The sequence below is a fragment of the Dictyobacter aurantiacus genome (assembly GCF_003967515.1).
GTDB classification, from domain to species: Bacteria; Chloroflexota; Ktedonobacteria; order Ktedonobacterales; family Ktedonobacteraceae; genus Dictyobacter; species Dictyobacter aurantiacus.
The window spans coordinates 1,268,093-1,292,979 of sequence record NZ_BIFQ01000002.1 but is presented as its reverse complement, the minus strand read 5'-3'; the positions used below and the strand labels follow the sequence as shown (position 1 = coordinate 1,292,979).

At 52.0% G+C, this 24,887-nt stretch carries 19 protein-coding genes; 9 read left to right on the top strand and 10 right to left on the bottom strand.

From position 1 onward, the window contains the following. Positions 1 to 27: 27 nt before the first annotated feature. From KTT_RS30140 to KTT_RS30125, 4 genes are read right to left on the bottom strand one after another with little or no spacing between them, the layout of a single operon-like run. Positions 28 to 2,250 (bottom strand): ATP-binding cassette domain-containing protein, encoded by a 2,223-nt coding sequence (locus KTT_RS30140; RefSeq protein WP_126601389.1) that lies wholly within the window; start codon positions 2,248 to 2,250, stop codon positions 28 to 30. 25 nt (positions 2,251 to 2,275) lie between these two features. Further along, a complete protein-coding gene (locus KTT_RS30135) occupies positions 2,276 to 2,821 on the bottom strand; it encodes an SRPBCC family protein (protein ID WP_126601388.1) in 546 nt (181 codons plus the stop codon). A 35-nt stretch (positions 2,822 to 2,856) separates the two neighbouring features. Further along, on the bottom strand, positions 2,857 to 3,162 hold the full coding sequence (locus tag KTT_RS30130) for an ArsR/SmtB family transcription factor (RefSeq protein ID WP_126601387.1): 306 nt from the start codon (positions 3,160 to 3,162) through the stop codon (positions 2,857 to 2,859). 39 nt (positions 3,163 to 3,201) lie between these two features. Then, positions 3,202 to 3,594, bottom strand: a complete 393-nt coding sequence (locus tag KTT_RS30125) for a VOC family protein (protein ID WP_126601386.1) — start codon at positions 3,592 to 3,594, stop codon at positions 3,202 to 3,204. Between the two features lie 292 nt (positions 3,595 to 3,886). Between KTT_RS30125 and KTT_RS30120 the strand changes: the two genes are divergently transcribed. The 6 genes from KTT_RS30120 (at position 3,887) to KTT_RS30095 (ending at position 11,017) form a co-directional block, all read left to right on the top strand. After that, positions 3,887 to 4,603 (top strand): helix-turn-helix domain-containing protein, encoded by a 717-nt coding sequence (locus tag KTT_RS30120; protein WP_126601385.1) that lies wholly within the window; start codon positions 3,887 to 3,889, stop codon positions 4,601 to 4,603. A 76-nt stretch (positions 4,604 to 4,679) separates the two neighbouring features. Beyond that, positions 4,680 to 5,261, top strand: a complete 582-nt coding sequence (locus tag KTT_RS30115; protein WP_126601384.1) for a dihydrofolate reductase family protein — start codon at positions 4,680 to 4,682, stop codon at positions 5,259 to 5,261. Between the two features lie 492 nt (positions 5,262 to 5,753). Continuing rightward, a complete protein-coding gene (locus KTT_RS30110) occupies positions 5,754 to 6,749 on the top strand; it encodes a sigma-70 family RNA polymerase sigma factor (RefSeq protein ID WP_126601383.1) in 996 nt (331 codons plus the stop codon). A gap of 753 nt (positions 6,750 to 7,502) precedes the next feature. Further along, complete coding sequence (locus KTT_RS30105) at positions 7,503 to 8,141, top strand: TetR/AcrR family transcriptional regulator (protein WP_160146231.1); 639 nt, start codon at positions 7,503 to 7,505, stop codon at positions 8,139 to 8,141. An 81-nt stretch (positions 8,142 to 8,222) separates the two neighbouring features. Beyond that, positions 8,223 to 9,932: an MDR family MFS transporter gene (locus KTT_RS30100; protein ID WP_126601381.1), complete on the top strand. Its 1,710-nt coding sequence runs from the start codon at positions 8,223 to 8,225 to the stop codon at positions 9,930 to 9,932. Positions 9,933 to 10,237: 305 nt separating this feature from the next. Continuing rightward, on the top strand, positions 10,238 to 11,017 hold the full coding sequence (locus tag KTT_RS30095) for a polysaccharide deacetylase family protein (protein WP_126601380.1): 780 nt from the start codon (positions 10,238 to 10,240) through the stop codon (positions 11,015 to 11,017). A gap of 69 nt (positions 11,018 to 11,086) precedes the next feature. Here KTT_RS30095 and KTT_RS30090 read toward each other — a convergent pair whose 3' ends face one another. Beyond that, positions 11,087 to 12,928, bottom strand: coding sequence for a glycoside hydrolase family 15 protein (locus KTT_RS30090; protein ID WP_126601379.1), 1,842 nt, complete (start codon positions 12,926 to 12,928; stop codon positions 11,087 to 11,089). Positions 12,929 to 13,299: 371 nt separating this feature from the next. On the opposite strand from KTT_RS30090, the gene KTT_RS30085 reads away from it, so the two are divergent. Then, a complete protein-coding gene (locus tag KTT_RS30085; protein WP_160146230.1) occupies positions 13,300 to 14,013 on the top strand; it encodes a dienelactone hydrolase family protein in 714 nt (237 codons plus the stop codon). A gap of 55 nt (positions 14,014 to 14,068) precedes the next feature. Here KTT_RS30085 and KTT_RS30080 read toward each other — a convergent pair whose 3' ends face one another. After that, positions 14,069 to 15,412, bottom strand: coding sequence for a PP2C family protein-serine/threonine phosphatase (locus KTT_RS30080; RefSeq protein WP_160146229.1), 1,344 nt, complete (start codon positions 15,410 to 15,412; stop codon positions 14,069 to 14,071). Positions 15,413 to 15,518: 106 nt separating this feature from the next. Continuing rightward, positions 15,519 to 15,761 carry a hypothetical protein gene (locus KTT_RS30075; protein WP_126601376.1) on the bottom strand — a complete coding sequence of 81 codons (243 nt, stop codon included), beginning with the start codon at positions 15,759 to 15,761 and terminating at the stop codon, positions 15,519 to 15,521. A 979-nt stretch (positions 15,762 to 16,740) separates the two neighbouring features. On the opposite strand from KTT_RS30075, the gene KTT_RS30070 reads away from it, so the two are divergent. Further along, entirely contained in the window at positions 16,741 to 18,036 is a 1,296-nt protein-coding gene (locus KTT_RS30070; protein ID WP_160146228.1) for a serine hydrolase domain-containing protein, read from the top strand. A gap of 61 nt (positions 18,037 to 18,097) precedes the next feature. Here KTT_RS30070 and KTT_RS30065 read toward each other — a convergent pair whose 3' ends face one another. Beyond that, a complete protein-coding gene (locus tag KTT_RS30065; protein ID WP_126601374.1) occupies positions 18,098 to 21,193 on the bottom strand; it encodes an FtsX-like permease family protein in 3,096 nt (1,031 codons plus the stop codon). A gap of 368 nt (positions 21,194 to 21,561) precedes the next feature. On the opposite strand from KTT_RS30065, the gene KTT_RS30060 reads away from it, so the two are divergent. Next, the gene (locus KTT_RS30060) at positions 21,562 to 22,395 is read left to right on the top strand and encodes a 5'-3' exonuclease (protein ID WP_235845982.1); all 834 of its coding nucleotides are present in this window, start codon (positions 21,562 to 21,564) and stop codon (positions 22,393 to 22,395) included. Positions 22,396 to 22,422: 27 nt separating this feature from the next. Here KTT_RS30060 and KTT_RS30055 read toward each other — a convergent pair whose 3' ends face one another. Further along, positions 22,423 to 23,466: a right-handed parallel beta-helix repeat-containing protein gene (locus KTT_RS30055; RefSeq protein WP_160146227.1), complete on the bottom strand. Its 1,044-nt coding sequence runs from the start codon at positions 23,464 to 23,466 to the stop codon at positions 22,423 to 22,425. 343 nt (positions 23,467 to 23,809) lie between these two features. Further along, positions 23,810 to 24,682, bottom strand: a complete 873-nt coding sequence (locus KTT_RS30050; RefSeq protein ID WP_126601371.1) for a hypothetical protein — start codon at positions 24,680 to 24,682, stop codon at positions 23,810 to 23,812. Positions 24,683 to 24,887: the final 205 nt, after the last annotated feature.

The window sequence follows — 24,887 nt, the reverse complement described above, 5'->3', positions numbered from 1 at the left end:
CCCGCTCCTGGTATACGCGGCAGTCTGCTATAGATACTTACTCGTCAGCGAATGCTCGGCGCCGAGGAGCTCTCGCGGTGTACCCTCGAAGATGACCATGCCGCCCTTATTGCCACCTTCTGGGCCCATATCAATGATCCAGTCGGCGTTGCGAATCACATCGAGATGGTGCTCAATCACGATCACGGTGTTGCCACCATCGACCAGCCGGTTCATGATGGTGAGCAGGCGACCGATGTCTGAGAGATGCAGACCAGTGGTGGGCTCGTCCATGACGTAGATGCTGCCCCGCTTGTGGAGTTCGCTGGCGAGCTTGATACGCTGGCACTCACCGCCAGAGAGGGTGCTCATGGGCTGGCCGAGGGTCAGGTAGTCCAGACCTACATCGCTCAAAGCCTGCAACTTTGGCTGCACTTCTTTGATCTGCAAAAACGCCAGGGCCTGCTGAACGGTCATGTTCAGGACATCGGCAATGGATTTGCCGTTCAATGTGTAGGCCAGTACCTCGTCATTAAAGCGCTGGCCGCCGCACACGTCGCAAGGAAGCTTGACCCCTTCAAGGAAGCCAAGGTCGGTGTAGGTGACGCCCAGACCCTGACAATTAGGGCAGGCGCCTTTTGAGTTAAAGCTAAATAGACCAGCGTCTACCCTGTTGGTGGTCGCGAAGACCTTGCGCACATCATCCATGATGCCGGTATAGGTGGCGGCGGTAGAGCGGCTGGAAGTGCTCAGAGATGCCTGGTCAATCACCACGGCTTCCGGATGCTGGCTGAGAAAGGCTTCATTGATGAGCGAGCTTTTGCCCGAACCGGCCACGCCGGTGATGACCGTCAGCACACTAGCGGGAATATTCACGCAGACATCCCGCAAATTATGCACCGTCGCGTGGACGATTGGCAGCGTCCCGCTCGCCTGACGAAAACTCTCCTTCAGTGGCCGCTGACACAGCAAATGGTTCCCGGTCAGCGTGTCGGACTGGAGCAGACCGCTGTAATCGCCTTCATAGACGATCTGGCCGCCTTCGCTCCCGGCATATGGTCCCATATCTACCACGTAGTCGGCGATTTTGATCACATCGGGATCATGCTCTACGACAATGACCGTGTTCCCTTTGTCGCGCAATTTTTCCAGCAACTCGTTCAGTCGATGGACATCGCGCGGATGCAATCCAACGCTGGGCTCATCAAAGATGTACATGGCATCCACCAGGCTGCCATTGAGCTGTTTGACTATTTTCACACGCTGCGATTCGCCACCAGAGAGTGTATCGGTCGCTCGATCCAGGCTGAGATACTCCAGGCCAATCTCCACCAGATGTTGCAGCCGCTCGGTCAACGTGCGCACGAGTGGCGCCGCCGCCGGTTCCGTGATACTTTTGACGACCTCTAACAGCTCGTCAATCTCCATTGTGGTCATATCGATGATATTATACCCATTGATCTTACAATTTAAGGCGGCCTGGTTGAGCCGGGCACCCTTGCAGAGCGGGCAAGGGCCAAGCTTCAAAAACGGCTCGACCTTTTGCCGGACACGAGGCGAAAGCGTCTGGATGTCGCGCGCGATGAACTTGCGATTGAACTTGTACACCAGACCCTCATAGGTGTTGTAGGGCAGATCCGTGTGCCTGCGCGGTTCGCTGTAGAGAAGCAGGTCTAGCTCTTCTGTGGTATAATCGGTAATCTTCTTATCGTTGTCGAAGTAACCAGAACGCGCATAGATATCGCTTTCCATGTTGGTCAATCCCGGGGCGATGACAGCTCCCGAATTCAGCGATTTCGTTGCATCAATCAACGCTTCCAGGGGAATGCCAATCTTGCGGCCAATCCCATTACACTCCGGGCATATGCCCTGTGGATCGTTGAAGGAAAACGCATTGGCAGAGCCCGCATAGGGTTGGCCGATACGTGAAAAGAGCAGGCGCAACACGGGCGCGATATCGGTCACAGTGCCCACCGTCGATTGCGATCCCCCACCCAGGCGTTTCTGATCCACAAGTACCGCCATGCTCAGGTTCTCAATCGCATCGGCGTCCGGTTGGGGATAGCGAGGCAGGAAGTTGCGAACAAACATGCTAAAGTTTTCGAACAACAGCCGTTGTGCTTCGTTGGCGATAGTATCAAATACCAGCGATGACTTCCCCGAACCAGACACGCCGGTAAAAATGGTGATTTTGCGTCTGGGCAGCCTCAGCGAGACATTCTTAAGGTTGTTCTCGCGGGCGCCACGGATCTCGATATATTCTTGAACCATGCTGATAGAGGCTCCCCTGGATCTTTTAATCACGTGTTTCCTTACCAAATTGCTGAGTGTACTCTGAATTGAGCCGGGGCCAATCGAACTTCATCGCCTCACCGCCAACGATGCGGCCAAGGGGGGTTCCGCTGAGAAGGTGATTCAGAACATCAAAACAAATGTGCCAGCCGGCAGCACCCATTGAGATGAAGCGGCGATCGATATTGTGCCATAGCGTCAGGCGCGTGCCGCCATCAGAGGCTTCGAGTTCCCACCGCATATCGTTGCCACCCCAGTTGTATTCAAGCAGCCTGGGCGCCTCAGCCCGTGTCACCCGTGTTTCGGATACCTGTGGCGTGGGCGCTCCCACCGTGGTGAGCTTCACCGTGGCGCCAGCCGTGCCCAGGTTTTTATCAGCGTCAAAGGGGGCCCACTCGCGCAGATGCGCGGGATCGGTAAGCGCCTGCCAGACTTTCTCCGGCGCGTGGCGCAGTTCTCTGACGAGAATGAGCGTCCACTGCTCTCCATCCTTGCGTACCTGCGCCCCGCTGGCCGGACCCGGTGAGTACTGCTCGCGAGAGGTCGTCATTTTCTTCTCCTTGTCTTCCTATTCGTTGGTGGTGATTAATCCATGTGATCGAGATGGCGTTCAAGGGCATCCACGTGGGCGGACCAGAACTGACGGAACGGGGCCAGCCAGGTATCCACTTCCTGAAGTGGTTCAGGTCTCAGCCGATAGACACGGCGCTGTGCGTCCACCGTGGATTCTACAAATCCGGCCTCGCGTAGTACGCGCAGATGCTTTGACACGGTCGGCTGCGACATATGAAGTTGACGCACGATATCTCCAACCGACTGTTGTGAAGAGGCCAGCAGGCTCAATATCGCACGGCGGTTGGGTTCCGCAATGATTTCAAACACGGTTTCCATTGTCTTAGTATACTCCACAGCGCAGCCAATCGGCCGTTCTTAGTAGCGCGCCAGCTGCGAGATCTGAATGAGGTTGCCACAGGTGTCGTTCAGCATCGCAATAGTCGAACCGGTCACCTCGGTGGGCGGCATCGTAAACTCGGCACCATGGGCCTTGATTCGCTCATAGTCTCCTCTAACGTCATCGGTGAAGAACATGATCGCGGGCTGGCCCTGTTGAAAGAGCGCCTGCTGATACGCTTTGGCCGCGGGATTGTCATTGAGCGCCAGTTGCAGCTCAGTGCCGTCCGGCTCCTCAGGGGAGGCCACGGTCAGCCAGCGATATGAGCCCTGACTGAAATCGGTCTTCTTTGCCAGGCCTAGTATCTCTGTATAGAAGCGCAACGCCTTGTCCTGATCATCTACGTATACCGTGGTCAATTTGATCTTCATACCGTTTCTCCTCTGTTATATTCACAATGTTGAGCGTATCATCTAATAATTTCGAACCCGAGTTCCACTTCCATAGTATACCTCATCACGTATATACGTGTCAAGGCATATAAAGACAATTACTTTGATGGCTAGTATATACATGCCTTCTCTCTCCATGAGATTGTGACAAGTTCAGACACCTGCTCGCGCCCTGCACAAATGCTTGTCTCATGTGGGCTGGTATGCTACACTGGACGAGGTTGCTTTCTTCTGCTTCTCATTCAACATAATCCGTTCGGAGCACAAACGCATGCTTTTCTTTGATGCGCAAAGACCCTCTGACTCGCCTTTTGTCGAACTGATCTGGCGTAGCCATAGTGAAGACACGCATCCGTTCCTCTCCATTGCCGTCAACCGCATTGAGCTAGTTGTGAGCAAACTGCAGGGCAAGACTACTCTGACAGTGCGAGGACCAGAAACCAGAGCCACCCCGGTAGGAGACTGTCCTGCCGAAGGAGAGTGGTTCGGCATCTTGCTGAAGCCAGGTGTGTTTTTATCCTACCTGCCCGTAAGGTTGCTGGTGGATAACTCGGTGGATCTGGAAGCCGCATCCACGAAGACCTTCTGCTTAGGTGGTTCAAACTGGCAATTTCCGACTTATGAGAATGCCGATACATTTGTCAACTGGCTGGTACAGAAGGGGCTGCTGGTTCGTGATCCCCTCATCGAGGCAGTCCTCCAGGGTCACCACAACGATCTAACCCCGCGCTCGGTCCAGTATCGGTTCCTGCGCTCTATCGGAATCACCCAGAACGTGGTCCGGCAAATCGAACGGGCGCGTTCCGCGACGTTCCTCTTACAACATGGCGTCTCCATTCCCGACACCATTGTGCAGACTGGCTATTACGATCAACCACATCTCACCAGATCACTGAGGCACTTCATCGGAAAAACACCCGCTCAACTGTTTCATCATAGCCAGCCTGAACAGCTTTCGCTTTTGTACAAGACAGTCCCTTTTCCTTGAGGCATACTATCCGTGTTCAGGGAACCACATACACATCTTTCAATAAGTATTGGATAGGAACAACACGGAGGGAAGCATGCGAAAAATTGTTGTATCAGAATTTGTATCGTTGGACAATGTCATACAGGCACCTGGCGGGGCAGAAGAAGATACCGAGGGTGGTTTTACCCACGGTGGATGGACACATCCATTCTGGCACGATGACATTGGCGCGTACTTCTTCGAAGAAATGGACCAGAGCGATGCCCTGCTTCTGGGACGCAAAACATGGCAGATCCACGGTGGAGCATTTGAACCGATGCCAGATGGAGATCCCTTCGGCGATGCCATGAACGCTAGACAAAAATACGTTGTCTCCACAACCCTGACAACAACTTCGGCCTGGCGTAATTCAACATTGATTCGTGAGAATGTCGTCGAGGAGATACGCGCCCTGAAAGCACAACCCGGCAAGAACATCGTCATTGATGGCAGCAGCGTGCTAGTACATAGCCTGGCCAGGCACGACCTCATCGACGAATATAGCCTGTGGGTATACCCGGTGATCCTCGGCGGCGGCAAAAAGCTGTTCCCGGAAGGCCTGCATCTTCCGCTGCGCCTGATTGAGTCCAAACCACTACCATCAGGCGTTGTCCTCATGCGTTACACCCGCGCATAGCTGCACTGCGATCGTTCCTGCTTTCTGGCTGTTCTATGATTTCAGATCAACCAGCATAGCAAGGATCGATCTTTTTTTCACCTCCCTCGACTTTCAAACAGCCCTGATTATCTGTACCGCGTTCACGCTAGACCCAAACAAGCAGCCTGCAATGCTTGCGAACGGCGCGGTACGCATGCACACTGGCCTCGATTCTCCAGAAAAGACATCCTCTGCACTCCTCACGATGAAGTGGAATTGGTAAGACTGGTATAAGACCAGGTACATCTTGTTGTATTTCTTCACGGAAAAGAAGGTCCCCGCTGTGCTTGGAGGTAGAAAAATTTGGTCGCATCTCTCTTTTTGTCAAACAGGCGCTTAAGACGGCATTAAAAACAGAGAAAAAACAGCGTGCGCGTCGGGAAGTTCTGTGGGAGATCGTAGAAAGCTCCTCCACGTATACTCAGTTTCATCAGAGGCCAGTAAAACCCAAATAGAGTGGAGGATGTCCAGATGAAAAACACGACGTTAACCGACGCGGCACAGACGAAAACGATAGAAGCAATGCGCATTGAGGCGGATCCGGAAGTACTTAGCCTGAATGATTCTTCTCGTTTTTATCGCTATGAGATCGGGCAGGTGGATCTACTTTCTTCAGACGAAGTGAAAAATCTAGCCCAGCGGATCGAAAAGGCTCGGGTAGTGACAGGGAAGCGGCAGCGCGGTCTACAGCGTACCCCGAAGGAGCCAACAGAGGTCGCGGCAGCTCGTGAGGCCGAGGAGGCTAAACGACAGCTGGTCGAGGCGAATCTTCGCCTGGTCATGCATATCGCCCGCAAGTACAAAGGCTTCGGTGTTGACCTGATGGACCTCGTCCAGGAGGGCAATATTGGACTGATGCATGCCGTGGAGAAGTTTGATTATCGCAAGGGCTATCGTTTCAGTACCTATGCAACCTGGTGGATTCGCCAGTATATTACACGCGCTCTGGTTGAGCAGGCCCATATGATTCGCGTACCCCTCTATAAAGTAGAGGAGATCAAGCGCCTGGGCCGTGTACGCCGTCGCATTCAGCAGGAGCATGGTCTGGAGAGTGAGCCAACGTTGGAGCAGCTGGCCAACCAGATGGAGGTCAGCGTGCAACAGGTTATTTCACTGCTCTCAACCCATCAGGAGACGATCAGCCTGGATATGCCTCGTAAAGGGGGCGACGACGAGATTTCCTTGAGCGATGTCCTGGAGGATGATCCTATTTATTCGCCTGAGCGTGTCGTCATCACCGAAACGTTGAGAGAACATATTCACGACCTGCTTGACGAGCTATCCCAACGTGAGAGGAGGGTCCTACAACTCAGGTACGGCCTGAATGGTCAGGGTGAACATAGTTTATCGGAGACTGGAAAAAAGTTAGGCCTGAGCCATGAGGCGGTGAGACAGGTGGAGTTTCGCGCCCTGCGTAAGCTAGACCCACCCAGTCGCAGCAAAATGCTTCAGGACTTTTTGGGGTGATGCGATTGAGCCATTTCGATGATGAGGAACAGGAACATAGCTAGTTCCTGGATGAGACAAGGTTGAGCCGCTCTAGCGCCCGCCAAGCGCACCAGGCTCGACCTTTTTTTGTGCTTTTTCCACAACTCGCGCACCTGCGGTGCGCAATTAGTTTAAATACGGTGGCGAAGATGCAGATGGCGCGCACTGCGCGCCATCTGCATCTTCGCCACCGTATTTAAACATAGGGCGTCCGCGCACACCAGTGCGGGGGCGCTCACATCCTTTCAAGTATAGGTTTTCAAGGGCCTTGCCCCTTGAACCCGCTTGTGCCGCCTGACGGCGGCACAAGGAGAGGAAAAATCAGGGGACACCCCTGAAACCCCGCCATGGGCTGCCGCCCCTGGACCCCGCTCCAAAAAAACCTATACCTGTAAGGCGCTCACATCCCCCAATACGAGAAAAGTCTGCTATTTTCTGGGATGCCTGGTCGGGGTTTCCGCGTTGCTATCAACCGCACAATTCCTTGCCAGGGAATCTCCTACTCTGACCAGGCATCACTCGATGATGAGTGATTCTAGTCTACCATAAGCCTCTGTTCCAGGTGAATGAAAAAAACATTAAATAAATATTGACATATTGTGACCCGCATGATAAAATAATGACTAAAGAGTCATAAAATTACTCAGTATCCAATGCCTATTCATAATGGTCACAAAAAGACAAGGAAGTCACAAAATTGTCATGTGGTCATGCAGTAAAGGAAGTTTATTAATGCCATCGGTTCATACACATACTTCTCTTAAAGAGCGGCAGCGTGAGCAGCGTGAGCAGCTTATTCTGCAGGTCGCGGAGGAGGTGCTACTTGAGAAGGGGTATTATGAAACTTCGATGGAGGAAATTGCTGCCCGTGTTGGTATCAGCAAAGGTACAATCTATCTACACTTTCGAAGCAAAGAAGAACTCATTACAGCGATCCTGCAACGAGATTTGCGCATTGTGCTCGATAATCTAGATGCAACCATTGCCCGCTATACAACAGCAAAATCGAAGTTCGAAGCATTACTCACGTATCTCAATGCTGGCCTCCTGTGCAAAAATTCACAGTTGTTTTCTTCCATCTACAGCGGTGTAGATTTACAGCGCAAGCTGAAAGAGCAATCGAGCTTTTTAAGGGAAGTTATTGAGTTTCTTTTTCAGCGGATCACCAGAATTATAGACGAGGGCAAAGAAGCGGGAGAGATTACAAGGGAGATTTCAACGCCGATTATAGCGCGTACATTTCTGTCTTTAATCGCTCCAAGAAGCTATGATGCATTGCTGCAACAACAATATCATATATCTATAAACTCTGATGAAGCACTCAAACAGATAGGAAAGATCTTTTTCGACGGAATTGTAATTGGAAAGTAAGTTAACACGCGTAAAATACGTTAACATAATAAAAAAAGTGGGAAGATTATAATGATGAAGAGTCCGACACAAGCAAAGCCAATGGACGGGATTGCTGTCGAGCGCAATGCGACTCCTCCATTGTCAGCTGAAACACCAAACGTGGATCAGCCACGCTACACGCAAAGAGAGACACTCCTGACGATGCTGGGCGTGCTGCTGGTCATGCTCCTGGCCTCGCTGGACCAGACAATCGTATCAACAGCCATGCCGCATATCATCTCTGAACTGCAGGGCTTTGATCGCTATACCTGGGTCACCACGGCTTATATGTTGACATCAACCGTGATGGTGCCCATTTACGGAAAACTATCAGACCTCTTCGGGCGCAAATCGATCTTTTTGATCGGGGTCAGCGTTTTCCTGTTTGGTTCGGCCCTCTCGGGCGCGGCCCAGACCATGAATCAGCTGATCGCCTTCCGTGCCTTGCAGGGTCTGGGAGCCGCGGCCCTGCTCCCGATCGCCATCGCGGTCGTTGGTGATCTCTTCACACCGCGTGAGCGCGGCAAATGGCAGGGTGTCACTACCGCGGTCTTCGGTCTCTCGTCTATTCTGGGACCCGCAGTTGGCGGATGGATCACGGAAAATACGACGTGGCGCTGGGTCTTCTATGTCAATCTACCTATCGGCCTGATCGCGCTCGGCGTGCTGATCTTCCTGATGCCTACCCTGCATAGAAAAGTAGCAAAGACAAAGATCGACTATATCGGTGCCGTGCTACTGGTATTGGGAACGGTGCCAATGCTGCTGGGTTTCACGTGGGCTGGTGGAGACCTGCCCTGGCTGTCAGTGCAGATCATCGGACTCTTTAGCTTCGCGCTGGTGGCCCTCGTCGGCTTCTTCATCTATGAGATCAGGCTGGCGCATCGTGGAGAGCAGCCCATTATCGATCCACGCCTGTTCAAAAATAGCATCTTCAGCATCTCAATCCTGGTCACCATGATCACGAACATGGGCATGTTTGGCAGTATCTTCTTCCTGCCACTCTTCGCACAGGGAGTGATGGGCGTATCAGCTACCAATAGTGGACTGCTGCTCTCGCCAATGATGATCGCCTTGATGATCAGTAGCGTCATCTCGGGCCAGTTGATCTCGCGCTTCGGCAAATACAAATGGGTCGCCATCGTTGGTCTGCTGATCACCATCGCTGGTATGTACCTCCTGTATCGCCTGAACGTGCATTCGGCGAATCTGGATCTCTCGGTCGCGATGATTGTCGTTGGCCTGGGATTGGGCTTTGGCATGTCAACCTACACCATCGCCGTGCAGAATGTGATGCCGGACAAAATTGGTGAGTCAACCTCGGCGCTGACCTTCTTCCGCTCGATCGGTAGTACGGTGGCGCTGGCCGCCATGGGTTCATTGATGTCATCAGCCTATGTGCCGGCGTTCCATAATGCTCTGCCCGCCAACCTCAAACTGATGCTACCTGCGAAGCTGATCAGTGCGCTCGATAATCCAAATATCCTGCTCTCACCTGATGCGCAGAAACAGATGCTGCAGCAATTCAGCAAATATGGTCCACAGGGAAAAGTCATCTACAGCCAGTTGATCGAGGCGGTGAAGGTGGGATTAACCCAGGGCATCCACAACGTCTTTATCCTCAGCCTGGTGTTGATGGTGATCGGCCTGGTCGCTGCGCTCTTCTTGAAAGAGGTGCCGTTGCGCGGTAGCATGACCAGAAAAAAGACGCAGACTGTTGACGACCTCACAACAGAGGTTGAAAGCGTCAGCCCCGCCATGCTGCACTAGGTGAAAAGATTGCCGGGCAAAAGACTTGATTTTTGTCCGGCAATCAGGTATACTTTATAGGTAAGTTTGAAGGAGCCGCAACAGTGGCTCCTTTTTTAGCCATTCTCTTCCACTATATTCTTCAACCATTCAGCGCAAGTTGTAGTACTCCATTTTTTGTACATCTCTAACTATTACTTTCAAATTTTTATGGACCCAGCATCAAGTATATCGGCAACAATTACCATGTTGCCAGTTTCTCTTATCAGGACCGGAAGAGAAAGACATGGAGTCCGTACCTGTTATTCCCCCAATGAGGGAAAGCCATGCGCTATCGGTTTGCACTTATACTTATTGGTTTGCTGTTCACCACCATGTCATTCACAGGTTCCAGCTCAGTGCATCTGCCAGCTGGACAACCTGTTACCATTGTGTCCGCGATACCACGATTAGGAGCACATCTGGCGCCAGTTCCCGGTATTGCCATCCTGGCTAAGCAGGCGCACCCACTCCTTTGCCACAGTTCAGGACATCAGAAAAAGGTGACATTGACCTTTGACGATGGGCCAGATGTTACTTATACGCCAGAGATCCTGACTATCCTGAATCAATACCATCTGCATGCTACCTTTTTCAATCTGGGGCAAAACGTCCAGGCTCATCCCCAGGTTACCAGGATGGTTTATGCGGCGGGTCACACTATCGGCAACCATAGCTGGAACCATACTCGGCTAACGGCACTCAGCCCAACCGGGGTAATGTGGCAATTGGAATCTACCAACCATATTATTCAGCAAACCATTGGCATCAAACCAACACTGATGAGACCTCCATATAACTCCATCAACAACATGGTACGTATGCAGATTGAAAAAGCCGGATTACAGCCAGTTTTGGGTGATGTCGATAGCCTCGACTGGCAACGTCCTGGTGTCAACGTTATCGTCCAGACAACATTGAGGGAAACCGGCAATACCTCCATTATCGTGATGCACGATGGCGGTGGTGATCGCACGCAGACAGTGGGGGCACTACCACTCATCATTCAGGCATTAGAACAGCGTGGCTATGCTATCGTCCCCATACAGCAATTGTCAGGCCACTAAACTGATAGGACAAACGCCACCTCTTCAATCACACTTTGTCACATTCAATGACCGGGAACGGATGGTTAGTCACCCGAGCAGGGTGCCATTGAGGGCTCGATCCAGGTTGTAACATGAGCTAATCAGGGCCAGGTGGGTAAAGGCCTGGGGAAAGTTGCCCAATGCCTCACCAACCGGGCTGATCTCTTCCGCGTAGAGTCCCAGGTGATTGGCATAACTCAGCATCTTCTCCAGGACCAGGCGCGCCTCCAGCAGGCGTCCAGAGCGCGCCAGCGTCTCTACCAGCCAGAAGCTACAGGGACTAAAGGTTCCTTCGTTCCCGATGAGGCCGTCATTGGCAGCCCGCGCTGGGATATAGCGATAGACGTGGGAATCGGTCGTCAGCTCACGCAAAACGCGGTCCAGGGTGCTGAGCATCTGTGGATCAGTGGGGCCACAGAACTTGGTCAGGACCATCAGCAGAGAGCTGGCATCTACTTCTGCGCTACCATAATACTGCACAAAACTCTTTGTGCCGGCATGCCAACCATTTTCCATCACATCATCATAAATTTCGGCGCTCACAGCCATCCAATCAGCGATGGGGGCTGGCAAACCTCGATGGCGCGCGATGCGCAGGGCACGATCAAACGCGACCCAGCTCATGACTCGTGAATGCAAGAATGGTTTGGGTCCCCCACGCACCTCCCAGATCCCCTCGTCGGGCTCACGCCAGTGGCCCTCCAGCCACGTCAATAAATGCCGCAACTGCTTCCATAGATCATAGGAAATATCCTGGTGGCGATTAAAGATATAAATGGAATCGAGTAGTTCTCCATAGATATCCATCTGCTTCTGCCTGTACGCTCCGTTGCCGATACGAACGGGACCGCTCTTGCGATAGCCTTCGAGGTGATCAAGCGTGAACTCCTCCAACCGGGCACGTCCATCGATGCCATATATAGGCTGCAATGAGCCATTAGGTTCCAGATCGTGGCAGCGGTTATCCAACCAGCCCATAAAGGCTTCAGCCTCGTCATAAAAACCCAGCGTCAGCAGGCCGTAGAGGGTAAAGGCGGCATCACGCAGCCACGCATAGCGATAATCCCAGTTGCGGGATCCGCCGATGCATTCTGGCAGACTGGTCGTGGGGGCTGCTACAATCGCTCCCGTTGGCGCGTATGTCAGCAGCTTCAGCAACAGAGCCGAGCGCTGCACCATCTCACGCCAGCGACCCTGATAGGTGCACTTTGACAGCCAACGCTGCCAGAAATCCATCGTCTCCTCAAAATCCTTTTGAAAGTGCCGTGCCGTCATAGGATGCAGGCTGACATCACTCTCACTCGTACACTCCAGCAAGAAATACGCACGGTGGTGAGCATGCAGTGTAAAATGCGCGTGTACCCCACCCTGTCCATCCTCGGTTAAGGGGACATGAGTCGCCAGGCCAAGGCAGAGATCCTTGCTATAGAATACAGCCCCATGGTCAAAGAGGCGCGCGGTATGCTCGTCACGGGCATAATTAAATCGGGGACGACAGATCATCTCAAACGGCAACGATCCCTGCACCACCGCAACAGAACGGATAATGTGATGCGGATGACCAACATCCCACGATTGCCGGATCGGCATAAAGTCAATAATCTCACCAATACCATTGCTGGTCAAAAAACGCGTCACCAGGATATTCGTCTCAGGAAAATACATTTGCCGGGTTCGCACATCGGTGGCAGGCAGGTCGGGGGAAATCTTAAAAAAGCCACCCTTCTGCGCATCCAGAATGGCCCCGAAAACGCTGGGAGAGTCAAAGCGGGGGATACAGCACCAGTCGATAGAACCATTTTTGCCGACCAGGGCGACGGTATGCAGGTCGCCAATGATTCCATAATCTTCAATTGGCTGATAAGCCGCAGATCGTACCTGTTCCATCATTATTCCTTCCCACAACTCTGGTGGAATGCCTCACACCAGACAACCAGCAACAACTCGCTACAAGATGATGAATACACAAAGCACATCCAGAAAATCAGACACCCACAGTATCAGTTGTACCATGTTGTACAACAAAACTGGCCCCTCTTCCAAATAAACGGAACAATGATCTTCGATCAAGAAGAATAAATTCTCTTGCGGCAATGCCGCAGCTATAGCCCATTTGGAGCGTCTTAGATTATTCATGCAAACGAAACAGTACAATTGTCCGTATAAGACAATGAGGCCTCCAATATAATGGCCACATCCATCTGTATGCCTTATTGCGCTGGCCCGCAATCAAAAAAAATGAAGATAAAGGTATGACGTATATGCTTATTCATTCACAGATTGTTGAATTTAAGGCGGCGGGAAGATCAACATTTGGTTACCTGGCTCACCCCAAAGGGGAGGGGACGTTTCCGGGTGTTGTCGTGCTGCAAGAGTGGTGGGGCATCGACACCCATATGCAACAGGTGGTCGAACGATTGGCACAGGAAGGTTTTGTCGCGCTGTCCCCTGACCTGTATCATGGCCAGGTGGTCACAGATGCTGAGGAGGCCCAGCAGCTCGCACAACAGCTTGATCGACAGAGCGCCCTGCAGGAGATAGAGCAATCCATCGCATATTTAGAGAACTCGCCCCTGGTTGATCCTAAGAAAATTGGCCTGCTCGGTTTCGGTATCGGGGGCAGTCTGGCCGCCATGCTCGCTTCGACCGGGCACGCCAACCGGGTAGGCGCGCTAATTATCTTCTATGGTGGCCAGGGTGATCCCGATAATCCCAGCCATGAGCAGGCCATTCAGGCGACCGTGGCCCCTTTCCTGGGCATCTATGGTGGGGAGGACGAGACGATCTCCCAGGACTACATTCGCTGGCTACAGGAAAAACTGGCCAGGCATGAGAAAAAACACCATATTATCGTCTATCCACAGGCCAGGCGTTCATTTTTCCATACCAACCGCGACACCTACCGGGCGGATGACTCGGCCGACGCCTGGGAACATACCTTATCCTGGCTCAAACAACATCTCGTCAAAGCCTGATCCCATCGCTATAGTGATCGTGCCGGGCCGACAAGGTATCCGGTACGGTCGCCAGCTAAACATCCAGCACCACCACGCTGATATTGTCACAACCACCACCACGCAACGCCATCTGCACAAGCCGATCGGACGCTACAGGGGCGCTATCACTTGCCCGCAGCACGCGCTCAATAGCAGGATCACGCACCATCTCCCACAGTCCATCTGAACACAGCAGCAGGCGATCGTGCGGCTGAAGATCAACGACAAACGAATCAATATGTAGCTCCTCACCCTGGCCCACGCTACGATAAATCTTGCTGCGCTCAGGATGGGTGTAGATCTCATCCGGAGTAATCTCACCAAACGCCACCAATGACGCCACCAGCGAATGATCGCGCGTCACCTGCGTCAGACCGCTGCTATCGCGAAACAGGTAGGTGCGACTATCGCCCACATTCACCACATAGGCCCGCCTGTTTATCACCAGCGCGGCCGTCAGGGTGGTTCCCATTTCGGTACCATCGGCCTGCGCCCGCTGGAAAATGGCCATGTTGGCCCACTCGACACCGCCCACCAGCATATCGATAAAGAACTCGTTGCTCAATTCGCGTCCCATGATGATGTTCTGCAACACGGTATACGACATACTCTGCATGGCAATGCGGCTGGCCAGCAGACCATCCGCGTGACCACCCATGCCATCGGCGACCACAAACAGGCCAAACGGCAATAAATGGCCCTGGTAGGTATACGTTCCCTGGAACGCCACGATATTGTCTTCATTGGGGGAATCACGACGCACCAGGCCTGTATGCCAACCGACGCCAACACGCAAAGGCAGCGCCGCCGGATACTCAGCGGGCAGCGCATCCAGCGGCACAGTCAGGCGAGCGGGCTCAACTGCCGGACGCGTCGGCACATCCGCCACGTCTCTGACTATGGGTCCGCGCGGCAGGACCAGTGATCCAGAGTCGCCGGAGATGGGAGAACGCTGTGGCAGGCGTAAACGCGGTACCGTTATTCCCAGGCTATCACTACCAGCATGTAACTGAGGTGAGACGGCCAGTGACAGCTGGTTCGCTGGCAACCAGGATCCGCTTAACTGCCGGGCCATCTGTGCCGACAGCTGTTGATGATGCTGAAACAGGACCTTACAAACTCTTAACGCCACGTACCACAGACACCCCCAGATCACCGACCAGATCAACGGGTTCACCACATGCGTCAGAGACGAGATACCGTGAGCAGGCCACAGAGCCGGTAGCACCGATACGCTCTGGATTAAAGCCAGCCAGGACTGTGGAGGCAGACCGCCTTCAGCCACCAGAAAAAAGACGAACAGCAAGCCCAGACCAAGCCAGGACACATAGCGTAGCCAGCGATGAATATCATACATTGTCAAAAACTCTGCAAACATGCTCTTTTCCTCTGGTGTGCTCAAAACGTCGCAAGCCACAAATACCGAGCTGAATCGCAAAACAAGCATCTACAAGCAAGCACTACAGAGCGATAACATTCACACACTACACGGTCTCGGCCACACGCTCCATCTCTTCCATCGTCTGGATGTACAGTTCACACACTACCAGCGTCGCATCGCTCTCGCCCAGATGATGGGCCAGCCGGTCCTGGCATACTCCCACACGATCCATCCGCGCGCGAATAAAGGCATGGCGAGCATCACCACAAGACAGACCGGACAGACCACGGCGCATCGCCACCAGCTCCAACTCGATTTGCTGACGAAGCTTAGCAACCTCACTCATAACAAGTAGATCCCTTCTGAACACACAGTTCCTGGCAAAGCACAGTTCAAAAAATGAATAGATAAACAATTCAAAGCGAAAGGACGATACAAAATGTTTCAACATAGCTTGCAATGTACACTGCAATGCAAAGAACATGTTCAAAGTATAAGCAGAGAACATTTCTGCTAACTCCCAAATCGCTTTTCAAATAAAAAAAGCTGTGCAGAGGAGATGAAAAATTGCTCGGTCCAACTTCATCACCACAGCGCCAGAAATGATTGGCATAATGAACATGGACGGCAAAGAGCATATTAATCGGTAATAAAAACGTATGCGCCAGAAAAATTGTCGAACCTGATGAAGAATCTTAGAGGAATCTGCCAGCAGCTATATGCTTCTAGAGTGAAGCAGGTTTTACACTACTGGATAGGAGATATAAAAAAGTGAGGTGGGAAAAAACACAAAAAAAGATTAAAAAAGGTCCGACCTATAAGCAATACCTCTTTTTTTATTACCTGCTTAGATGTCTTATATATCTTATACCATGTCTTATCATTTTGCTTTCCTGGAAAAGACAGGGCGGGGACAGTGCGTTCGGATCGATGGCGCTGGCGATCCTGATTATTGTGATCGTTCTGGAGATATAACGATGAGCAATCGATAGCCTGAACGGGGGATAGATCTGTAGGATAGAGGCCAATATGAGCATGGTCAATTGTTTTTCAAGCAGAAACTTTGTATGCTATAGCCATAGGATATAGTTCAGTGTCCAACCAGGTTGAGACGCGTTGAGGCGTGCTTTCCCCTTTGATTTTCCCATGCTCCACCATGATGGTGTTGATGAATGAGCATAGATATCGAAGCATCCCTGTTTCGTCAGGCTCGTTCACCAACCATGTCGCTACTCCGATCAGCAGAACCAGCACGATACGAAACAGATACGAGGACACACGCATATAGCCTGCCTTTATCATCTCTTTCTTGTAAGGAGTTCCCAATGAGACAGACTATTGATTCTTTAGTACAGGCACGCCTGGTTCACAATGGCCCTGGAGCGGCCATTGGCGTTTTGCGGGGAGGGGACCTGCTACATTGTCAGGGCTACGGGCTGGCTTCGCTGGAATGGAATGTGCCCATTCGGCCCGATACAGTTTTTCGCATCGCTTCACTCACCAAACAGTTTACCGCCATGGCCATCCTGATCCTGCAAACGCAGGGCAGGCTCCACATTGAAGATCACCTGACCGCTTACCTACCCGATTGTCCCCCGGCCTGGCACAACATCACATTAAAACACCTGCTCACGCACACCTCGGGCCTGGTCAATGTGGCAGAACTGCCAGTATTCCAGGACCAGGCAGCAAGGCACCTGACCATCGAAGAAGTGATCGCCCTGTTTCGTCATCTACCATTACTCTTCGAGCCAGGCACCAATTTCTGCTATGGCAACTCGGGCTATCACCTGCTGGGGTTGATCGTTGAGCGCGTCACAGGCATCGACTATGAGAGATTCATCCGGCAGGCCATCTTGGAGCCGCTAGGGATGCACCACTCCTACTTCCAATGTACAACACCGATTATTCCAAATCGGGCCAGCGGCTATATCAATCAGAACGATACTATCATTCCGGCACCTTTCACAAGCAGCATCAGCACCCACTCATCTGGCGCCATGGAGTCTACGCTAGAAGATCTGCTCATCTGGGAGCAAGCGCTACACAATCATACACTGATCGACGCTGACACGCAGCAATTGATGTTTACACCTGTGCGTCTGGCCGATGGACGCTGCGTGGAATACGGCTTCGGCTGGTCCTTCTCAAAGTACCGTGGCAAGACGCTGGCCTGCCATGGCGGCTGGGCCAATGGTTTTCGCTCGCTCATCACAAGATTTATCGAGGACAACCTGACAATCCTGATCCTGACCAACTATCGGGAATTCTCTACGGAACGCGTCGCGCTAGAGATCGCAGCCCAATATATCAGCTTTCCCACCGCCACTTACCAGACGCTTTCCCGCGAGCTCGTCGAGATCAAGAAGATTGTGGGACACTATGATATGCCTGGATCACGTATAGAGGTCGTAGAGCAGGACCAGCGCATCCTGCTGCGCAAAGGAGCCAGAGAGGTAGCGCTCTTCCCGATCAGCGAGAACATCTTTATTGCCGAGACCGATCACGATGTCGTCTATCACTTCACTGAAGAACGCGATGGCGCCTTCCATTCCCTGGTTATCAACTATCCACTCCACTTTTCAATCGCCACCCGCAATCAGACAACCTACGCCAGCTAAAGAAAAGAGAGGATAACATCCCGCCGGGGATGCTATCCTCTGTGTGAAGATTAATAGCGAATCAGTCCTCGTTGAGGCGCAGAACCTGCCCGAGGGTGGGACGCGAGACGACGCTGACCATAGTGATCAGGGCGATCGCATACAGACCGATCAGCGCGACCAGGGCCCAGATGAGGGTAGAAGGAAAGATGATGCGGGTCGGGAAGGCCGACTGGAGCGAGTAGAGCTGATCATTATTGGCCAGGGTACTATTCAGGTCGGTAAAGGAGAGCGCGGGTATCATGGTGTTGGCCAGCACCAATCCAAAGCCAACGCCCAGCAACAGTCCAATGCTATAGACAATAGCCTGCTCCCAGGTAAGCATACTGGCGACTTCGCGTGGCGTCGTGCCAATGGCGCGCAGGATAGCAAAGTTGGTCAGGCGCATACGTGCGCTCAGCCAGGATGCCAGGAGATCACCAACCAGAGCCAGCAAGAGGGCTGTAATTGTGCCCACAATCATCAATCCCGTCAGGATCAGATAGAGCGGATCGGTGTTGAGGGAGGCCAGGATCTGCCAGCGATCTTGCAGGTTCTGCAGCCCATACTGCGGCTGCTTCAACGCCGTTCGCACGCTGATCAATGAAGCCTGATCAGATTTTGTATGCAGCCAGACGTGATTGATGACGGGAACATCGGGTATAACCATACCCTTGTTTGCTTTATGCAATTTATTATTGTAAATCGTTGTATAGGTCATATAATCCATCAAGACACCACCGGGAATGACGCTGCCTTTGCCACCTACGGCGATGCGGTCGTTGATCGTAGGGATATGCGGCACGATCCCGACCACGACACAGGTCATATCAGAGATGTTCAAGCCGTTGATGCGCACCGTCAGGTCAGAGTTATTATGCAGCAAGAGCGCATTGGCGGTATTGTTATCAATAATAACCGGTACGACTCCTAGCTTGATTGAAACCGAACTTCTGGAGAGCAACTGCTTCAGGAGCGCATTACCCTTTTGTGCCTCCTGCTGGGAGGGCCAGATGACCGTCGAGCCAAAGGTGTGGGAATCCACCGCGCGCACTTCCATAGTGATGCCACCACCACGGCCCCCAACCGCCTGCGTCTGATAGCCGGAACTGGCCGCGATTACACCTGGAACACCCATGTAGCGGCTCGTCAGCTTTGCCGGATCATGCACATTGACCTGTGAATACGTGTCACCACTGATGTCGGCGCCGACCTGGTAGATGGAGATATCCTGAATATGCTGGGCCTGGGTCGCCATATAGACCAGCGTAAACAGGGCAAAGGCCGTCGCCAGCGCCAGCAACAACGTCATGCGAATCGACTGCCGTGGCGTACGTCCAATCTGCGCCAGCGCCAGCATAGAGACGGCACCACGTCCGCGAGTCACTATCGAGGCCATCAGGCGCAACAACAACGGGAACACACGCAGGAACAGAAACATCAAACCAATAATCAAGAAGAACGGCGCGATAATGGAGAGCGGGGTCGCGATCAAGGTTTTCGCGTCGCCCTGGATAACGTCGCTCAGACTGGTCAGATAGTATGAAACCCCATAGCCGGCCAGAGCGATGATGGCCGCGATTACATCCAGATTCAAACGCTGCCACAAAGGTCGCCTGTTACTGCGACTAGACTGACGACGAATAGCCAGCACATCCGAGCGTGAGGCACCAAAGATAGAGAGACTCATCGTCAACCAGACCACCAGAATCACCGCCAGCGCATACCAGACGCCCCGTTCCAGCGCGGCAAGCGGGTTGTTGGTAATCACATTCAAGGCATCCCGAGAAGCCTGGGGTAGGATGCGTCCCGAAATCGAAAGAATCAGGAAGACCGCCAAAGGCAGACCGATCAGCAGCGCCAGAACGCCCAGTCCGATACATTGCGTCATCAATGCCCAGAAAATCTGGCTGCTACTGGCGCCCCGCGAACGCAGGACCGCGATCGCCTCAGACTGGCGATCGACCAGCAGATTGGTCATCAAGCTCACAAAAAAGAGGATCAGTACCATGATCATAATCGTCAACACAGCCGCGGGTATCTGCGCCACCGAGATGCGGCTACGAAAACGTTCAAGGTTGCTGGGACTATCAGAATAGCTAAACAGCGTACTCTGCAGATCCATCTTGGATACAAACGGAAAGGTATTGCCCGCATCCTGGACAAAGGTGCTATCACCATAATTAGCCTGATACTGATTCTGCAGCGAAGCCAGTTGATTGATCAGGTTATCCAGGTTGCCAACTGTAGCCATGGCGGGATTCAAATGATAGGACCACAAACATGAATAAGCACCCAGGGTAGAGAAGACGCCATCCGCCTTATTCAGGGTGCGCACCTGTTCCACAATGGAAAGCAGGCGATCCTCAGAAACCATAAAGTTATAGGAATAGGCGGTATGGCCCTGAGCGGAAAAGCTGGTCGGCTGAAAGGTGTTGCCATGCCAGTAGGCGCTATTGGCGGGATCGATATCAAAGGTCCCCACGACACGCCCGGTAATCAGAAACTTCCGTTGTGGAGGTGCGGGATCATTAGAATACGGGCCGGGCTGTGGCTTGGCGAAATAATTCAGATTCAACGGAATAGTAGAGCCGATCTTTACGCCCAGACGCTTAGCCGTCAGAGGCGTCACCATCACATCGATGGTATTAGCCTGGGCATTGGTAGTCGCAGCCATCTGTCCTTTTAAATGAGCCACGTGAGACGCTGCATGAGCCGTATTGACAGCGCTCACAATCAATGAACGATCCTCCTTTGAGGGTGCAGCGAATGACAGATCGCCACTCACAAAGGAGAACTCAGGCTCCTGCACAAATGAGCCCAACGCAGGCTTCACCAACGATTGAAATTGATCATGAACGGCCGCAACAGAAGCGGATGACAAAGCAACCAAATTCGCCGTGGCCACGATCTCCGAATCATCTGGAGTCGAACGCAGTGTTGTACGTAAGCCCGCCGTCGACATCACATCCGAAAAGAGCGGAATAGCACCCGCGATCAATACAGCAGCGATCATGCCGAGGGCGATGATGCTCATCAAAAAACCTGTTTGTCTCCAACGCCACAATGCCAGTGTCACCACAGACGAAAAAGGGGAAAGGCGACGACTGCCTCGTTGGGATCGTGTTGAATCAGCCATGAAATCCTCTTCTTAAACTCAGATAGTGTCAGACACACTTTTTACTGGTGTGCATCCGTGCCCCTGTCACACCACTACACATCAGATGCAAATATGATTGATGCATTTCTGAATGGTTATACTCTTTAGTATGCGCTGCTTTATTTGGATAGGTCAATGCAAATATATGACAAAAGGTGTCGCAGGAGTCTCATCACAATATACAGTTTTCTTATGCGCTCTATAGACACAAAGTACAGTTACAACACGATTGTGTGCAAATGCTAGAATGTATAGCTTTTTAAACATTTAAAGGAGCCATTGCAGGGATATGGACAGCATGGGTTATACTATCAGGTGTCAGCACCATTGAGAGGATAGAGAGCGTGATGATACCGCTTGTGGTCGTAGACGGTCACAATCTGTTGTTCAGGGCCGCCTTTGGCTTTCCAGCCCCCATTAAGAGCCGTTCCGGCGTAGATCGAACGGCCGTCTTTGGTTTCTTCGCCATCGCACGCAAAGCGGCGCAAGAGATCGGGGAGGCCGAATGGGTGGTCTTTTTTGATGGGATACAGGGGACTAGCAGTCGCCTGGCCGAACATGAAGAATACAAGGCGCAGCGTGTCCTTAAAGATCCAACTATCTTCACAGCCATGCCCGATATTAAAGCTGGCCTGGATGCCCTGCAGATCCGCTGGATAGAACAAGAGACGTGTGAGGCGGATGACCTTATTTCAACGCTGGTTACCGATGAGGCGCAGAAAGGTCGAGATATCTACATTATGTCGACCGATAAAGATTTTTATCAACTGGTCAGCCAGACTACCAGAATTCTCAACACCGCCCGCAAGAGAGCACAGTGGATTATCCAGCACGAAGATATCCTGGTCCAGTTTGGCATAGTCCCAGCGCAGTGGTGTGATTTCAGAGCCCTTACCGGCGATCCATCCGACAACATCAAAGGGATCGCGGGCATTGGTCCACGCACGGCAGCGCGCCTGCTGGCCGATGGACTCCAGTTAGAAGAGTTAGTAGCAAGCGGTAGATTAAGCAAGGCGTTAGAGGCAAAGGTACTGGACAGTTGGGAAAAAATCGAGCTGAACCGCAGGCTGCTCAAAATGCGCTACATCACCGATCCCGTACTCAGTAGCCTTACCACAGGCACGGTCAGCAACTGGCCGCCAGCCAAAGATGTGCTAAGACAACTTCAGCTCTGGGACTGACCTCGTGAGCGACATAAAACTGATTGTTCAAGAAGATGGCGGATCCACGGTGGACAAGGTACGCTCCTGGTATACCTGAGAACCCGCTTCGACGGAGAGCGCACCGGGCGCGTTCTGCCTGAGATCACAATCAGCAATGATGCCACGCCCACCCTGAAAAACAGCGATCCCCGGATACGCATGATGATGAATCGAACAGCGGCGAATAATGGGATTGCTTTCCCACATCACCTCGATACCGGCCATCACATTATCAAAGATCTCACAATCCTCAATAATACCCTGGCTCACATCGCTCACCAGGATACCAGACCACTTGCCTTTATATATCTTGCACGAACGAATTATGGGGGAGCTATGATGCTTAATCTCTACCGCGGAGCTGAGATTGGCGTACACTTCACAATCCTGCACCAGGCCACGAGCCTGCTGATAGAACGTCAAGCCACTTCCCCAGCCATGATGCAACTTACAATCCGAGACATCAGCGATGCTTTCCTGAAACACAGCCACCCCTGCCTGCGCGTTGGCATGGATATCACAGCGTAAGAGACGCCCCTGGCTACAATCCTGAATCAGGACGCCATAACCTTTCCCCTCACACAACGTACAATCTTGCAACGATAAATCGCTGTTCTGGAACGCGGCCGCCTCAGCCAGCCCATTACGCTGGATAGTACATTGCTCAAGCCTACAACTCCCGACGGTGCTCACCAGTACCCCATAACCATCACAGTCATGGATGCGGCAATTTCTCACGTGGGCAGCCGCCTCGGGTCCAGAAACAGCCAGGCAGGCGTAGGAGATCGATGAGAGATCACAGTCCACCAACTCCACCTGTCCACAAGACACATCTACCGCCCCATACTGACTTGGCTGTACGGCCAGAGAATTGCGCACAGTAATACCCTCGATGCGCACGTCGTGTGCCTGTAAAGAGAGGCAGGGAAGATCGATACTTTCAATAGTTACCGCCGTAGGACCGCCACACCCAACCAGACAGACATCTTTATCAATAACCACAGACTCACGATAAATACCAGGCTCAACCAGAATAGTATCTCCATTCATAGCAGCCTGTAAAGCAGCCGTTATAGACGTATAAAAAGCAGGATTCTGGGATGATAAAGATACTATTCGTAACTCTAAAGTATCATCCATATGAGAGAATGGTTGTGAATACAAAGTATATTGCTCCAAAAAGCACCTCCAACACCTCAACCACATTAATGCGACAATTAGAGAATTTTACATGAATGTATATGTTTTATATGAATCAATGATTTTCAAAGTACAACGTAAAACTTGTACTCTAAAATGATTTATATACGGTAGCATAATTCAAGTGAGCTTAATTTGTCAAGGAGTTGATCAGGAATAACCGGTGCGGATTATTCCTGATCAACTCCTCGTTTTATAGAGGCAGACTGGATTTGAAGCGTTGCCAGTGATCCACGACCATAGCTTCCAGAGACACGGGATACGTAAACTTATAGATATGGGCGAGTTCCCGACCAACACGAGCAATAATAGAACGATGAAGTTCAATGGCAGAACAAAGCTCGGACAAATCACGAATTGGAGCCCCCAGCATCCTCAAAACGTCTGATCCAAGAGACCGCTCAATGGTACGGGCGATGTGAGAAAAGCTGTGAATCGTCTGCTGGCGCAGATCCCCACAATCCTCACCACTCACCTGAATATACCAGAGTCGCATGATCATGTTGGTCTCGACCGAAAGCCCTAAAGGCACCATAAGAGGGAGATCGCGAAAAAGAACTTTGCGATGCTTATGGGTGCTGATCCAGAAATCTACCAATAACTGTTCCACCGAATCCGCTATCACAGGCAGCGGTTGCCTGATGATCAAGCGATTCTGCTCGGTCAACTTGAGTTGAAACGGTTGAGAACGGCACCCCAACACCACCAGGGATTCCGCCGTAGGGAGCCTCTCGGTACTCTGGACGAAGAAATCAAAGATTTCACCATTAGAAAAGACAAGATGATGAAGGAAGGCATCATTCCCAAACTGCATAAAAGAGTGACCCTGTACGGCAATCTGCGTAAACAATTGCTCAAATGCGGGCTGACGCCAGCTATCCAGATCAGAAGGGGAGACCGCGACGCGGAAATCGACATCGCTCATGACATCACCGGTGCCGCTCGCCAGACTCCCTCCAACCCAGAGCGCAAGCACATCATCTCGTTCCCAGAGGGTAGAGGCCACCTGTACAATCGTTGCGCATTGAGGAAGATCGGGCAACGCATCAAGAGATAGAGACTGCATCTTCAAGCACCTCTTTTGAGAGTATTACTCCTCGATAAAATACAGTACCGTTTTTATGCATTGTACCTGAAAAAGTGCAAATAAAAAAGGCCACCGACTTGTGATACTATAAACTCAGTCTAATAAATGTCACTCCCTAACGAATAGCATCTCTACCTGAGCAGCTACCAGATTCATTTCTATTCCAGAAGAAGGTAACAGGGGT

Coding starts and splice junctions, on each gene's coding strand:
- KTT_RS30115 (WP_126601384.1), top strand. CDS start 4,680: ATGCGAAAAATTGTTGTATCAGAATTTGTATCGTTGGACAATGTCATA.
- KTT_RS30105 (WP_160146231.1), top strand. CDS start 7,503: ATGCCATCGGTTCATACACATACTTCTCTTAAAGAGCGGCAGCGTGAG.
- KTT_RS30065 (WP_126601374.1), bottom strand. CDS start 21,193: ATGGCTGATTCAACACGATCCCAACGAGGCAGTCGTCGCCTTTCCCCT.
- KTT_RS30110 (WP_126601383.1), top strand. CDS start 5,754: ATGAAAAACACGACGTTAACCGACGCGGCACAGACGAAAACGATAGAA.
- KTT_RS30120 (WP_126601385.1), top strand. CDS start 3,887: ATGCTTTTCTTTGATGCGCAAAGACCCTCTGACTCGCCTTTTGTCGAA.
- KTT_RS30080 (WP_160146229.1), bottom strand. CDS start 15,412: ATGTTTGCAGAGTTTTTGACAATGTATGATATTCATCGCTGGCTACGC.
- KTT_RS30055 (WP_160146227.1), bottom strand. CDS start 23,466: ATGAATGGAGATACTATTCTGGTTGAGCCTGGTATTTATCGTGAGTCT.
- KTT_RS30125 (WP_126601386.1), bottom strand. CDS start 3,594: ATGAAGATCAAATTGACCACGGTATACGTAGATGATCAGGACAAGGCG.
- KTT_RS30135 (WP_126601388.1), bottom strand. CDS start 2,821: ATGACGACCTCTCGCGAGCAGTACTCACCGGGTCCGGCCAGCGGGGCG.
- KTT_RS30060 (WP_235845982.1), top strand. CDS start 21,562: ATGATACCGCTTGTGGTCGTAGACGGTCACAATCTGTTGTTCAGGGCC.
- KTT_RS30070 (WP_160146228.1), top strand. CDS start 16,741: ATGAGACAGACTATTGATTCTTTAGTACAGGCACGCCTGGTTCACAAT.
- KTT_RS30140 (WP_126601389.1), bottom strand. CDS start 2,250: ATGGTTCAAGAATATATCGAGATCCGTGGCGCCCGCGAGAACAACCTT.
- KTT_RS30100 (WP_126601381.1), top strand. CDS start 8,223: ATGGACGGGATTGCTGTCGAGCGCAATGCGACTCCTCCATTGTCAGCT.
- KTT_RS30095 (WP_126601380.1), top strand. CDS start 10,238: ATGCGCTATCGGTTTGCACTTATACTTATTGGTTTGCTGTTCACCACC.
- KTT_RS30050 (WP_126601371.1), bottom strand. CDS start 24,682: ATGCAGTCTCTATCTCTTGATGCGTTGCCCGATCTTCCTCAATGCGCA.
- KTT_RS30130 (WP_126601387.1), bottom strand. CDS start 3,162: ATGGAAACCGTGTTTGAAATCATTGCGGAACCCAACCGCCGTGCGATA.
- KTT_RS30090 (WP_126601379.1), bottom strand. CDS start 12,928: ATGATGGAACAGGTACGATCTGCGGCTTATCAGCCAATTGAAGATTAT.
- KTT_RS30085 (WP_160146230.1), top strand. CDS start 13,300: ATGCTTATTCATTCACAGATTGTTGAATTTAAGGCGGCGGGAAGATCA.
- KTT_RS30075 (WP_126601376.1), bottom strand. CDS start 15,761: ATGAGTGAGGTTGCTAAGCTTCGTCAGCAAATCGAGTTGGAGCTGGTG.